Raw genomic sequence first — 14072 nt, 5'->3', positions numbered from 1 at the left:
GCCGGCGTTAAAGCACCCTCTACACCTCCACGTCATACTGCGGCAGGCTCGGTGCCTGGCCGGTGATCTGGCCGTCTGACACGAACGCCTTTTGCCCTACGCCCACACTGGTGCCCTGCACCACCACGGCCACTCCGTTGCGCAGGGTGAGTGTTGTGGTGCCGGCGCTGGTGTTGATGCTGGCGACGGTGCCGACTGTGCGGGCACCGCCGGGCAGCAGGCCAATGAAGCGCTTCCAGGGATTGACCGTTGCCATTACGCGCCCTCCCGGTGATGCCGCTCTAACCGCAGCGTTTGTTTAACTCGGCTTGCGCCCACGCCCTCTGCGGTGATCTCTGTGCTCAGGCAGAGGCCGCGCCAGGTTTCCTCGACGTCGCGTACCTCACACAGCTGCGCGGGCGTTACCAGGCCGGGCGCAGTCTCTGCTGGGAACAGCGGCAGGTTCAGGGTGACTATCTCCTGGTTGCCGCCTTTGCACAGTTCAGCAATTCCTCGGCTGCGGGCCGGGTCGGTACCGGTCATCCAATCCGTGAATACATCCGGGGCGGGATTGTCGCCGGCGGTACCGGCGCGGCGCACGTCGACAGATACGCCGTAGTTGGTACCGCTTACATAGCAGCTGTTCCACTCCGGCTGCGGCTGCCACTCACTGCCCCAGTCGCTGATGATGGCCGCCGGGATGATGCGATCCATGATTGCGCTGGACCACTGCCAGACCGGTTCGCGATAGCGCGGCAAAATGCTCAGTTCATCGCTGGCCATCGCGGGGCTGACGACGCCGCCGGCGGTCTCGGCCAGCGCGGCGATCACTTGCATTGGCGTTTGGCCCTGATAACTATAAGCGCCGGCCGGCATAGTCCAGTCTGGCGGGCCTAGCGTCCAGGTGTCCCATTCGAGGGTAAAGCCGGTGTTGATCAGCTCATTGCTGGCCGCCAGCTCGGCATTGATATCTGCCGTGTTCACCTTGCTGCGGGCCGGCGCGTAGGGCGCGGCTAGCAGCTGGGTGCGGCTTACACCGGTGAGGGTGTAGCGTTCGTCTGCCAGCTTGCCGGTGCCGCTGTAACGCTCGATGAGGAATACCCAGGTGTGGCCGTTGATGGTCACCTCTACTTCCTTGGGGCCGGCTGCATCTGGCCGCACCTGGTTGAGCGATGTGCGGCCAAACAGCTGCGCGGTGAGCGTCCAGGCAAAGCTGTCGATATCGCGCCCGATGCGAATGCCCGTTGCATCCAGCGGTACGCGGGCAGGCAGCACCACAACGCTGACGCTGTTGGCGATCATGTAGGTCTCCAGAATATCCGGCTCGGCCGGCGGGGTGATGATGGTGATGGGGCCTTCATAGTCTGGGTACTCGATGCCGGTTGGCACCGGGTCCAGCGGGGTGGCTCTACCCCATAGCAAGCTGCGGAACAGGTTCAGCTGTCGGGCCGGGCGGATCGGCAAGCTTGTGCCCGCATCCACCGGCGCGATCTGGCCTGCTTTTACCGCCGGCAAGGCGAAGGAGAAGAACACCGCCCCGCTAGTGCGCGGCGTGTACAACCCACCTTCAAACACGAATGCCAGGGGTTGCTGTTGTGGGGCGTAAAGCTGGTCGCTCTGCTGCTCCACCACGCGCGGCCGGTATTCGTTGCTACGCTGAAAGCGGCCCGCCAGCCCCTGATCCTTCTCTGGCACACGGGGGCGATAAACCAAACGCACGTGCACCTCGGCAGGCTGAATGCTCTGATCCCACCCCGGCGCCGCGCCTTGGTCCTTCGCAGGTAGATCACCCCAGGCCGAAGCCGCGTTCTCGCCCTGGGCGGCGACCTGATCCCAACCGACGCCCTGCACGCCATCCTTGGCCGGGACGCCCGACCAGACGCCACCACGTTGCAGATCTGCAGCTGCGGCGGCGCCCCATGCTGCTTTGCGGTCTGTGTCGTGGGTGGCGGGCGTGCCCCAATCGACGCCGGCAAGGCAGGCGCGCTGCAATGATGGACGAGACCAGGCGCAGGATGACGACACGACCAACTGCGGTGGCGATACATGACGAGTGCCCTGTATAAAATCAAAATATGCCGCCAACTCAGGCACATACGGAGCACTTCTACCTCCTCCCCCTAATTCGAATACAGCTAGCATCGCGGCACCTTAGCTTTTCTAGTTGAGCATCCAAGTTCGGCTCTCGCTCACACCCCACGCTGGCTCCTCAGAAAAGGTTGCTCTCTCTACCCAGGTAATTCCGTCCGAAGAGCACTCCACAACAAAGGCAGCCGGCGCTCGGTTCGCCCTTATTGCATTGTCGCCAGCACGCAACGAAACTTCACTCACGTCAACACTGTCGTCAAACATAAATCCTACCCATTGGGGTAAAGCCGATCCCGAGGCGCAGGTCCAGGACGTAGATGCTAGCCCATCAAAAGCAACCGACGCCTCATATCCGTCACCAAGGTCGCTTGATGAAAATGCGCTCCCACCTACAACTTTTCCGGTCAGCTTGAACTCGATTTCTGCGATAGCGGCTTTAAAACTTCCCGCATCCCTGGTGCTTTGGAAAGCAACGCGCCAGTACCGATACGTCAAACCAGTAGATAGCTCGATTGGCAGCGGGCCATGCGCAATCGGCTGGTAGTAGCGCTCCGCCTCAAGAGCCGCATCCCCGACCGGTTGCGGCCCCATAGACGAACTATTCCACCATTCGGGCTCAGCTGTAGGCAAAGTGCCGGATTGAGTGACACGGTACAACCAACCTGTAAAGTTAGTCGGACGCACCAGGCCACCCACGGCAACAACCAAATCCGATTCCCATGGCTGGCCCCAGTCATCGACAGCCAGAGCATAGATGTCAGACGTTGACTGAGCCAAAATAGTGAGATCCGCCAGACCATCCACACCACTTTGCGCGTTACCACAAACCCGCCAAGTCCCATCCAGCTGACGCTCTACCGCGACAATCTGGCGCGCTGCGGGCAAGCTCTCCACCCGCACCTGCGCCTGTAGCACGCCACCCAGCAGATTATCTTCACTCATCAGTCAGCATCCCCACGAATCTGAAGTTTGAACTGGTCATCCTCGACCGTGCCTTGTCCGCTAATCACAGTGCGCACCACCCACATCGGCCCCAGGCATGCATCTGTGTTGAAGCGCACGGCGTTGCCAGCGGCCCAGCCAGTACCCCAGCCCGCCGCGCGGATAACAAAGTAAGGCGAGCCGGTAGCTGGGTTGATGGGCGCGCAATCACTGCCGGTGCTGCCAGTGGTGAGCACGCCCAGCTTCTCTTCAACCACGTTGAAGGTGGTGGAGCCGGTGAAGATGATTGCCCACTTGCCGCTGATCGAGCCGATGTTGGTGATCTCGACCGGGTAGTTCAGCAGGTTGAACTGCGCAGTGGTGCTGTTGCCCTGCTGGGTGTCGGTCCAGTTGGGCGCGCCGGTGTTCCAGGTTTGCTGGGTGAACCAGTTGTATACCCGCGCTTGCAGGTCGCCCCAGGTCACAGCGCTGCTGACGACCGTTTCACCCGCTGGCATATCCCAAGGCACGGGCGAGCCGATGCCCAGGGCGCCGGTGATTTGCACCTCGGTACATACGGTCATGTGCTCTATGCGGTCACGGATTACCAGGGGCCCCGTCAGCGGGTTGCCTTCGGCGTCTTCCAGCAGCAGCGGATCTGCCCATTTCAGGGTGCCCAGCTCGCGGTCAGTGGTGTACTGATCGGGGCGCAGGGCCACGCCGCTAGCGTCGAACACCTCAATGGCCGCCTGGTAGATGCGCGGCAGCTGCACCGTATCGCCAGCCACTGGGGTGGCCTCGGCCTCTGCAGTGTGCTGAATCACCAGCACGTCGCCATCGCGGTAGATGGGCACGCGACCATCCGCCGGCAGGCGCACAGGGTCGAGGCCCAGCAGCTCTGCGGACATGGGCAAGCTGGTTTGCACTACGGCGTTGTACTTCAGCAGGCTCGCAATCACCGGCACGTCACTGGCGCCGGTTTCGTCGCCAGGGTCTGTGGTGAAGCGCAAGCGCACAATGCCGGTTTGGCTATCAACAGTGCCGCGCACAATGCCCTCGTTTATGTCGCCATTGAGGGCTGCGGTAGCGGTGATGATCTCCGCTGTATCTGCCCGAACCACCGTCACCTGCACGCTTGCCGGCCGCAGCGGGGCACCTGGTGTGCGAAATACGGCATCAGTGGTGCTGAAGCCGGCCCGCGCGGTGAGGCAGGCCACGCGGGTTACCGCGCCACTCTGGCCGGCCGGGTAGCTGGTGAGCGTGGCCACGCCGCTGGCGTAATCCACTGTGCCCACGGCTGTGCCGGCGTTTGTGGTGGTGCTGAGCCCGCGAAACAGAATGCCGGAGCGGTCCACGTAGGTCTCTGCACCCCATTGCAGTATCAAGCTGCCGGGCACAATGGGGTCACCCACCGCTGGCAGCAGATCCCATTGCAGGCCGGGCGCTGCCACGCTGTCGGTTTGCGCCTCAAAGGTCGCGCCGGATTCCTGCGCGCGCACCATCAGCGTGCCGCCGAATATCTCTTGCCGTGGCTGAACGATGCTGGCCATGTAGGGCACGCGGTCCGGCCGGGTAAAGGTGCCCTCTTTGTATGCCGTGTAAAACTCGGTGTAGTCGTACTGCTGCTCTACCTTGAGGCTGAACGCGCCGGTGCTGTAGTTGATGCTGCCAGTGAAGCCAACCCAGTTGCCGGCGCCGTCGTCGTTTGCTTCGTAGTCCACCTGGGTGGTGCCAACAAAGGTGCCCTCTCCCGCTGGCACTTTTTCATCCTGGCTGGATTGCCAGCGCACTTGCACAGAGCCAGGCTGCAGCGGCGCGCCGGGAATGGTGCCGGTGATGATGCCGCCGCCGTCCGGGCTGCCGGTCAGGGGTACGTCAATATCAACGTCTGCCCGCTCGAAGTCGAACACGATTGCGCTGCCCTGGTCTGGCGTGCTGTTCAGCACCAGGCTGATCATGCCGTTGGCATAGGCAATGGTGCCGGTGCCGGCATCACCGCTCAGAGTGCCGTCGCCGTTATCGGTCAGGGTTTTGCTCCCGCCGCCCTGCATCACCGTGGCAACAACACTACCGGCCTCGATCCCGTCGAACGGCAGCTGATGCGCTATGCGGATGATGGGTGCGCCACCGCTACCCACGTGCGTCTGCAGGTTGTCGTCATCCTGGCCCACATAGGTGTAAATGAGACTGGTGTTCACATCCGGCAGCGCGTTGAGGCTGATGCTTACGGCGCCGGTAGCAAAATCTACCGTGCCACTGCCCTCGCCGCTCAGCTCGCCGTTGCCCAGGTCGAGCAGCTCATACCACTTACCCAGCGCCATGAAGCTGACAGACAGCGTACCGGGGCGCGGCTTGGCATCTGCCAGGTTGAGTGTGTACGCAAAGCCACGGCTTGCCAGGGTGATTTCAATTTCACCCGTGATCGACTGGCCAGTGACCGCCGCAGCGGGCTGATAGGTCAGGCTTGCGCTGCCAGTGAAGGTGCTGGCCCGGTAGGCGTTGAGCTCGCCGGTTTCGTAATCGATGGTAATGCGGGTGAAGCTGTTGGTGCCGCTGCGCCAGGTGAGCTCGCCTTGGCCTTCATCGGCATATACGCCGCCGTTGATGCTGAGCGACAGACTACCCAGGGCTGCGCCGTGGGTGATGAAGCTGCGGCTCTGGCCGGCCACCACCTGCGCAAACGTCAAGTTGATGGTGCGGCTGTTGGGGCTGGCCGGCACGATGAAGCGCTTGCGGGCCCCGCCGATCTGGTTGACCAGGGCGCTCTCTTTTACGGCACTGGGTACCAGTTGAGAGTAGACCGAGGCTACATCAATGCTCAGGTCACCTGCGGTGATGTCTGCCGCCAACGCACTGATGCCGTAGTAACGGGCCGAGTCTGCTACTTGGGTGGCCAGCACCAGGGCTTTATCTTCCCCGGCCAGGTTCTTGGCCGTGGTGCCGGCAGGCACCGCTTGCCCGCCCGGAAATTTGGCAGACAGCGGCGCGCTGATGGTAATGGCCAGGCGGCGACGGGTGAAGTTTACAAAGTTGCCGTTGCCGTAGTCATAGATAAACTCTTCCAGCGTGGGCTCCAGCGCTTGCACGCGCACATACTGGCTGCTGGCACCCGCAACCAACTGGAACACATCGCCCACCTCGGGCACCCGTGCCTCTACGCGCTGAATGCCGGTGATGGCACGCTGGCCAGCGAACTGGTCACCCAGCAGCTCAAACTGCGCAACTGTCGACGGCACCACATAGCCCTCAATGACCGAGCGGGCATCAGAACGCACATCGGTCTGGCTGCCGGAGTTGAACAGCAACACAGCCACACGCGGGTCAGCCGGGGCCTGCGTGACAATGGAGTGCGCGCCCAGGTATGGGTCTGCATTCTCGGTCAGCACGCCGGCAAACACCTTACGCAGCGCGATGCGGCCCAGGGTGCGATCCAGTCGGCTGATATCAGAGAATAGGTTGTTCACCTCGCCATCTACAACAGCTTCGCCGGTGGCGCGCCCGCCGCCATCGTCTTCATCAGTCAGGCGCTGGGATTTGAGGATTTTTACGTCATCGACGTTGATGGTCATGCTTTTCTCCGGGCATAAAAAAGCCCGCACGCGGCGGGCTTCTGGGTCATGTTGTTCAGGGCTCTGGGTCTGGCTCAGGTGGTGGCGCCACGGTGATCAGCCGCAGGGTCAGCTCATAATCAGTGGCCTCAGGGTCCAGCTCCCTGAACACTTGCGTGGCCTTGAGCGGTGGCCCGTCTGCCCGGTTCCAGGCTACGTAGTGCTGATCGCCACGCGGCAGGGTCAGCAGCATGATAGTGCCCAGCTGATCCCGCAGCGCCTCCAGCGCGCGCACGGTAGCCAGGTTGAACCAGGCGCCGCCGTTGCTCTGCAGGGTGATGGGCCGGCCGTATAGCTTCACGCCCTGCTGAATCATCAGCGAGCCGGTAAGGCCGCGCTCCTGGCTTTGCTCGATGGCGTCCCATTCGTACTCGTCCACCCATTCCATCTGTTCGCCGGCCAGCGCCGGATCTGCCGCCAGGTCGATGCCTGCGAGTGTCAAAGGCATTACACAGTCCTCAATCCAGCTTGCTCAAGAATGCCCAGGAGCGCATCTTCCTGCCCTTCGCCCACTGCCACATCCACCGCGCTGCCGCGCGCCGACTCCAGCCGGATCACCCGGCTGGGCTGGGCAGACTGCTGCGCAGCAGGCGCGGTACCGCCCGGTGGGGCCGCCGCCGCTGGCTGCTCGCGCTGGGCGCGGCGCGTCTCGTTGTTGATGGCCTGCAATACGCTCATGGCTTCCCCGAGGTTGCGCAGCGCCTCATCATTGCCAGCTGCGCGGGCCTCGGCCATTTGTGCTTGCAGCTCGCGCTGGCGGCTTTCGAGCCGGCGTTTCTCAATGGCCTCGGTGTTGCCCTGTAGCCGGTCCAGCTCATCGCGCAGACCATCCAGCGTGGTGCGGCTGTTGTTGCCCAGCTCCTGCATGCGCTGGGATGCGCTGGCAATGGCCGCATCCAGCTGCTGCAGCTCGGCATCTTCCAGCAGATCGAGATCCTGCCGGGCCTGCTTGGCTTCGCGCGTGAAGTCAACCAAGGTCTGGGTGCCGGCGTCATACCCCTGCATCAGGGTTTGCAGCGCGGCGGTCTGCTCAAGAAAGCGCTTTTGCAGCTGACGGCTGGCGAACAGCGTTTCATCTGCCCAGCGCGCGAATGGCCCACGGAACTGGTCATCGAGCCCGGCCTGCAGCTCGCCCACCTTCTCATTCACCAGGGCGAGCGATGCCGCCGTACCTTCCAGGCTGCTGGTGTCCAGATCGATATCAACGCTGCTGATGCCCTTGAGCGAATCGAACGCCTCCAGCGCCTTACTGCTCAGCTCGGCCAAGGGCGACCGGGCGGCGGTCATCACGTCGTCAAAGAAGGTGCTGAAGGCGTCGCGGAAGACGGCTTGCTGTTCTTCTCGCGCTGCTGCGGCTGCCGCCTCGGCCTCGGCCTGCGTGGCCAGGGCGTCACTCACGCGCTGCAGTTGTTTCTCAAGATTGCTCTGCGCGTCTGCCTGGTCGCCGGTGGATTGGGTCAGCTTGGCCTGCTGCTTATCCAGATCCGCGACGGCCTTGGTGTACTCGTCAACGGTGAGCTTGCCATCCTCATACAGTTTGGTGATGGCAGAGCGCAGCTTACTGATATCAACATCGGTTTTGGCGTTGCCAATGGCCTTTTGTACGCCGGCGAAGTCTTCCAGTTCGGCGATCACATCAGAGAGTGATTTGGCTGTGTTGGCGGATTCGCCTCCGATGGCTTCCAGCTTGTCGGCAACAATGCCAAGGCCGGCTGCGTATTCCTGCTGGGTGATCGCCCCTTCCTGGTATGCGCGGCGCATAGCGGTGCGCAGGCCTTCCAGCTGGGCAACGGTGCTGGCGGTATCGATCAGCTTTTGGGCTTCGGCGAAGCTGGCTATTGCTTTGACACCGGTGTTTGCGGCCTCAATCGCTGCGTTCTTTACCACCTGGTGGCCGATGATCATCTCATCGACCAACGCCTGATTCATCATGCGCTGCTGATCGGTAGCCGCCTTGGCCACTTCGACCCGCTCGGACTGCGCTTTCTGCTCGGCACGGACCGCGTGGTCAGCATTGGTATCCCAGGCATTGCGAATGTCTTGGCCATCCTGCTCTACCTGAGCCAGCATCGCGGCTGACATTGCCTGCAAGCCCGCTTGAGTCTCATCCAGCTTGGCGCGTATCTTGTCGCCACCCAGCATGGCCGGTATCGCATCAGCAATCCGCTGGAAGAAGCTCAGTTGGCGCTCGGCAAACTTGGCACCGGCAGCGCCTACTACCGCAAACGCAGAGGTCAAGCCGTTGAAGAAGGTGCGGAACGGCGCGATGAACAGCTTGACCCGCAAAGCCGCATCGTCGATAGCAGCGCCAAAGTTGTTCAGAAACCCCGTGGAGTCGTCGGTCAACGACTTGAAGTCAATCCGAACCAGCTCGGTAATAAACTCCCTGACCTTCTCAGCACCCTGCACAAAGGCAGTACTTAGAGATTGGGCCAGCTTGTCCAGCCGGCCATCCTTGTCCATTTCATCCAGCGTATCAGCCACCGCCCGCAGCTGATCCTTGACGTATTCCATCGCACCGCTTTTGGCGATGCGATTCATAAAGTCTACTGCCACATCTTTCAGGTTACTGACGATGCCAGTCAGGCGGGTCATGTTGGCAGCAGCCGAGCCTTCCGCTGCGTTGCCAATCTCTTTGATCAGGTCACTGATAACATCGCGGCCTAGCTTCCCGGCGCTGCTGAGCTTTTGCAGCTGCTCGGTATTCTTGCCCGTCACCTTCTCTAGCAGATCCCACACCGGCACGCCACGCTCAACCAGCTGCAGAATCTCTTCACCCTGCAGCTTCTGCTTGGCCCATGCCTTGCCGAGTGCCGAGCTGATGCCGGTCAGCTTCTCCATACCGCCGCCCAGTTTCTCGGACTGGTCGGTAATGGCCTGCAGCGTGCCATCCATCGGGTCAAGACCAAACGCTTTGAGCAGTGTGAACGCTTGGGTCACATCCTCCAGCTGCAGGGGCGTGTCACGGGTGAACTGCTTGATCCACTCGGTAGCTTTCTCGCCTCCCTCAATGGAGCCCATCAGCGCGGTAAGCTGGGTCTGCATGCCTTCAAACTGGTCGCCAGTAGCAAGCATCGAGTAGATGCCGTCGCGCACCAGGTTCAGGCCGCGCTGCACCACACCAAAGGCAGCATTGAGCGAGATATAAGCGGCGGCGAAGGCCAGCACCTGCTTTGCACCGGAGGACATGGCAGAGCGCACACTGTCGACGCGCCCGCGATGCTCCTCAGCCGCCTTGGCAGCGGCGCGCTGCTGCCGTTCCAACTGGCGGAGCTCGGTTGTATTATCGCTAACGGCCCGCTTGGCCTTGTCTACCTCTAAAGCCAGGCGGCGCTCTTCGTCAGCCAGGTTGTCGGTATCTACTCCCGCGTCCTTGGCCGCCTTCTCAACGTCCCGCAGATCTGCCGTCAGCTTATCCAGCTGACGAGCAGCGCCGGCAGCTTCCTTCTCGGCCGCCTGCAGTGCTACTTCCAGCCCTTTGCTGCCAGGGCTGGCCGAGAGCTCGTCGCGCAACTCTGCCGCGCGTTTCTCTGTGCGCTCAAGGGTTACCCGCACACGCTCGGCCTGGCTGGTGGTATTGCTCAGAGCCAGCGCCAAGCCTTGCGCGGTTTTGGCTTTCTCTAGCTCATCGCGCAGACCCTTGCCGCTTTTCTTGACTGCATCCAGCGATGCTGCCGCTTCGTCAGCCGGCGCGGACAGATCGTTTTTGCCGCGAAGGATGAATTGAATCAGGCGGTCTTTGATGCCTGCCATAGGTTTTCTCCGGGCAAAAAAAACCCCGCAAATGCGGGGTGGGTTCAAAGCTTTCGGAAGTCAGTTCCACGACTCCACGCATCCTTGCTTGTTCACATAGATATACAGTCGACCAGGGTAAACCCACTGATCATTACCATAGGAACTATCATTAATGGTCAATGGCGATCCAAGAGCGGCCTGTAGCTGCTTAGTATTCATGCCAATCAATGCCCGCTCCTGAACGGTGGCGGTGCGTATTTCCTGTGCCGACAAATCACTGCACTTGAAGCCACCACCAACGACATTAACTCGCGACGATGAGCGCTCCTGCCTATCCGGCAACGCGCTAACATCACCCCAAGGTATGTAATCTGAGTCCCCGCTTGGCGGGCGATTGGTAGCGTTCACCGGCTCTCCCGCGCCGCCATCATGGCACGCTTGCTGGCTGAATACTGTAGAACCATCCGGCCCCGCGCAACGGTATACCTGAGCCAAAGCACTGGTGCCCCAGAGCGTTGCCGCCAAAACCACTAAGAGCCCTATTGATTTCATGATTGCTCCTCCCTGATCAAGTCAGGGAGAAGCATAGCCTAATGATGGCCTGGGTTTAAGCCGCCTTGGTCACCAAATCCATCTGGCAGAACTTGGAAATGTCGTTACTCAGCACCAGCGGATCGGCCAGCAGCTCTGCCGGGCCTTCCAGCTTCAAGTACTCTTGCCCCAGCACTGGCAGCTCGCTGAGCATGCCAAACTTCACGCGGCGCAAGCGCAGCGCGTAGGGCTCGCCGCTTTGTGCATCGTTGAGGCCGGCAATGAACATCTCCAGCTCCACCTGGCTGCCATTGAGAATCTGCACCGCGCTGGCCGCCAGCTTGGTGTAGGTGGCTTTGATGCCAGCCGAGGTGATGGCCGTGCTGCCAGTGACGATCACACCATGCGGGGTAAGCAAGTAGTCGGTGCCAGCCGCCAGGGCTTCATCCGCCGCCGTCACTATGGTGACCGGCGCGCTCAGATCGGGCAGGTGCTTAAAGGGGATAAGCTCCCCCTCCACGCCAGCACACGCCACTGGCTCTGCCACCACTTCGCCGGCGGCGACAGCCTGAATGGAAGAGCGGGTAACGCGCGCCAGGTTGGTGGCAGTCAGGTCGAACAAGCCGATGGTGGCGGTAACGTCAGTCACCTTTTCATTGACGTTGCGATTACCTCCGCCGCCCCGGTAGTTGGGCAAGGTTACGCGATTGGTGGCAAAGCCAAGATTGAAGGCATCACAGTTGCCGATATCAATCAGCGGATCCTGCGAGCCATAGGCGCGGGCATACGGGATACCCTCGCCAATAAACGAACGGTCGATTTGTGCCATTGCGGTGTTACTCCTGAGCTATGGTTACTTGGTTGCTTTGTCAGCGGCTACCAACGCGGGTTCTGCCTTTGGCTTTGCTGCTGCCTTGGGCTTATCAAAGCCCTGCTTTGCAGCGTGATCTGCTACCGGCTGAGGTACGTCTTGCTCACCGACCTTGTAATGCTTGGTGACGCCGCCACAGGTGAAGTTGAACGGCTGCTTTACATTGATCTTTGTCATGCGGGGTCTCGCTTTGCGGGGTTTATGGCGGGGCACGTGGGGCTAGTAGTTCTCCACGTAGTTCACAGCTATTTCGCACACCAGCCCCTTGAGGGTGCTGCCTTCCTGCGCGGGGCTGTATTCGGTTTGTTCATCCTGAATGGCGGCCAAGCCAAACTGTTTGCGCGGCACCAGCTGGTCGTAGCCCAAGGCCTTCAGAATGTCGTGATGGCACAGCTGCACATCGCGCACCGTTGCTGAGCGCGAGAAGAAGGCTTCAATCCGGTACTGCACCACCCGCTTGGCAGTCTTGCCTTTGCGCTCCTGCGTGAGGTCGGTGCCCAGCTCAAAAAGCAGGCAAGGCAGTGGGGCCTTGTCTGGCTTGCCGTTGCCATCGGCATACACGTGCTGAATGTTCGTGTGGTAGCCGTTTGCCTGAGAGATGCCCTGCAGGCATTGCTCAAGCGCATCAGTAAGGTCTGCGCCACGCGTCATCGCTTGCCCCTTTGTTTATCTCGGCATTCAGCCGGCGGTCGAACTCAGCCAGCATGAATTCGTTAACTCGCTTGATCGCCCCCTGACTCACTACGCTCTGAAACCAGTAAGCCAATGACGGCCCCAGGGCTGTCTCAGGTCGCGCCGTGTTGTAACGGTAGTCGCGCTGCGCGCCTCCAAGCTTGGCTACCTTGGCTTTGCGGGAACTGCGCGTGCGCAATGGCGCGCGCTTGCTCCCTGCCGGGTTAACAAAGCCTGCGGCCACCTTGTGCCCGTTGAGGCCAGCCACCCACACCACCGCGCGAGTTGGCGATATAGGGGTGTAACCCCAGCGCGCGTACTCGGGCACCTCCACACCGGAAGACGCCGCAATGATTCGTGCTTCATGACGCTTTGTGCCAGCACGCTTGAGGGCCAACCCGCGCGATACCCGCCCCTTGCGCCTGAACAATTTGCGCAGCGGCGGGCCAAATTCGTTGGTGCGGGCGTAAGAGCCGGTGCTGTTCAGCGTGCCACGCAACACAGGGTCAACAGAACGGCCCAACCCACGCAACACATCCTCGGCTTCCTTGATTTGCTTAACATCAAGCGAAAGCCTCATACCGCCTCCAGCCACAGACCACGGATCACGCCATCATCACTTTCATCGGCGTAATCAATTACTACAAACGACCGTGCACCAACCTGCAGCGTGTCGCCTTGCTGCGGGCGGCCCACCTCGATCAGCGCCACCTCTGCCCGCGTCTTGTAATCCACCACCTGCCCGATCTCGCCAAGCACCGGCGCCTCATACTGCAAGAACGCACGGCAGGCTATGGCGGTACCACCCTGCGGCGTATACATGGCCGGGGCACCAACCAGCTCAGTGGCTGAAATCTGCACCTCAACCTGACTACCCAGCAGATCCCGCACGTTGTCGATGTGCAGCAACCGCCCATCCGCTTGCAGGTAACGCCCCTGCAGCAATCGCTCATCCCACCAGGCACGCACAGTCACTTGCGCGCTACTGCGCAAGCCTGCCGGTGCAGGGGTGGTGCCTTCCTTGGCGCGGATCCCAACCCACAGCCAGTCGATGGTGACGGGCTGCAGATCAGGGCTTAGCTCCAAGAGGTCGGCGGGGGTATCTATCGCTCCAATGCGCATGGCTACCTCGGCACAACAAATGGATTGAGCAAGTCGTCAACGAACGTCATCCGCCCGGAGATAGTGCCAATCACAATCGCGTTGGGGTTGGCATAGGCGTCAGCCACGTGAACCAGCATCCAGTCACGCAGGCCGGCCGGCACATCGCCGGGATCATCGCCATAGCCGGCCTGATAACTGATCACCACCTCTTCGCCCGGCCAATGCCCGGACTTGGCAGTCACGCTGGCCTCTTCCCCGGTATTGACGCGGTAGGCGCTGGGGTCCAGCAGAGCGCCATCAACATGCACTGACAGCACCTCTTGCACGGGCCAGCGCTGCAGCGGAATGCTGCATGCCGCACCAGGGCATTGTGATTGCTCCCACTGCTGGGTAATCAGCGCCCGCCGCGTGCGGCCTTCTGCCTGCTCACGGGCTGACGTAATAAGCCGGGCCAAGCGTAAGTCAGCCTGTGAATGCCGCACCCGGCACTGTTCCTTTGCCTCTGCCTCGGTGACCGGCTCAACAGCCGGCGCTGCTGTGCGGCTCAGTCGAATATGCATGGC

At 61.4% G+C, this 14072-nt stretch carries 13 protein-coding genes; all 13 read right to left on the bottom strand.

Features of this window, described 5'->3' with window-relative positions:
• Positions 1-19 precede the first annotated feature (19 nt).
• The 13 genes from V7756_RS04915 to V7756_RS04855 all read right to left on the bottom strand — a co-directional run bounded on the left by V7756_RS04915 (position 20) and on the right by V7756_RS04855 (position 14069).
• Positions 20-256: a hypothetical protein gene (locus V7756_RS04915; protein WP_335609043.1), complete on the bottom strand. Its 237-nt coding sequence runs from the start codon at positions 254-256 to the stop codon at positions 20-22.
• Positions 256-2004, bottom strand: coding sequence for a hypothetical protein (locus tag V7756_RS04910; protein WP_335609042.1), 1749 nt, complete (start codon positions 2002-2004; stop codon positions 256-258). Before V7756_RS04910 ends, V7756_RS04915 begins: the two co-directional genes overlap by 1 nt.
• 135 nt (positions 2005-2139) lie before the next feature.
• The gene (locus V7756_RS04905; RefSeq protein WP_335609041.1) at positions 2140-3009 is read right to left on the bottom strand and encodes a discoidin domain-containing protein; all 870 of its coding nucleotides are present in this window, start codon (positions 3007-3009) and stop codon (positions 2140-2142) included.
• Positions 3009-6557, bottom strand: a complete 3549-nt coding sequence (locus V7756_RS04900; protein WP_335609040.1) for a hypothetical protein — start codon at positions 6555-6557, stop codon at positions 3009-3011. Before V7756_RS04900 ends, V7756_RS04905 begins: the two co-directional genes overlap by 1 nt.
• A 55-nt stretch (positions 6558-6612) precedes the next feature.
• Positions 6613-7044 (bottom strand): hypothetical protein, encoded by a 432-nt coding sequence (locus tag V7756_RS04895; RefSeq protein WP_335609039.1) that lies wholly within the window; start codon positions 7042-7044, stop codon positions 6613-6615.
• A complete protein-coding gene (locus tag V7756_RS04890) occupies positions 7044-10349 on the bottom strand; it encodes a tape measure protein (RefSeq protein WP_335609038.1) in 3306 nt (1101 codons plus the stop codon). Before V7756_RS04890 ends, V7756_RS04895 begins: the two co-directional genes overlap by 1 nt.
• 60 nt (positions 10350-10409) lie before the next feature.
• Positions 10410-10883, bottom strand: coding sequence for a DUF4124 domain-containing protein (locus V7756_RS04885; protein ID WP_335609037.1), 474 nt, complete (start codon positions 10881-10883; stop codon positions 10410-10412).
• Positions 10884-10938: 55 nt separating this feature from the next.
• Entirely contained in the window at positions 10939-11691 is a 753-nt protein-coding gene (locus tag V7756_RS04880; RefSeq protein WP_335609036.1) for a hypothetical protein, read from the bottom strand.
• Between the two features lie 24 nt (positions 11692-11715).
• Positions 11716-11910 carry a hypothetical protein gene (locus V7756_RS04875; protein ID WP_335609035.1) on the bottom strand — a complete coding sequence of 65 codons (195 nt, stop codon included), beginning with the start codon at positions 11908-11910 and terminating at the stop codon, positions 11716-11718.
• Between the two features lie 42 nt (positions 11911-11952).
• The gene (locus V7756_RS04870) at positions 11953-12384 is read right to left on the bottom strand and encodes a hypothetical protein (RefSeq protein WP_335609034.1); all 432 of its coding nucleotides are present in this window, start codon (positions 12382-12384) and stop codon (positions 11953-11955) included.
• A complete protein-coding gene (locus V7756_RS04865; protein ID WP_335609033.1) occupies positions 12359-12985 on the bottom strand; it encodes a hypothetical protein in 627 nt (208 codons plus the stop codon). The genes V7756_RS04870 and V7756_RS04865 overlap by 26 nt, the downstream gene beginning before the upstream one ends.
• A complete protein-coding gene (locus V7756_RS04860) occupies positions 12982-13527 on the bottom strand; it encodes a head-tail joining protein (protein ID WP_335609032.1) in 546 nt (181 codons plus the stop codon). The genes V7756_RS04865 and V7756_RS04860 overlap by 4 nt, the downstream gene beginning before the upstream one ends.
• A 2-nt stretch (positions 13528-13529) precedes the next feature.
• Positions 13530-14069, bottom strand: a complete 540-nt coding sequence (locus V7756_RS04855; RefSeq protein WP_335609031.1) for a head-tail connector protein — start codon at positions 14067-14069, stop codon at positions 13530-13532.
• Between the last annotated feature and the right edge of the window lie 3 nt (positions 14070-14072).

This window comes from Halopseudomonas sp. (assembly GCF_036961105.1).
Classification (GTDB): Bacteria; Pseudomonadota; Gammaproteobacteria; order Pseudomonadales; family Pseudomonadaceae; genus Halopseudomonas.
This window is presented reverse-complemented; position numbering and strand designations above follow the sequence as displayed.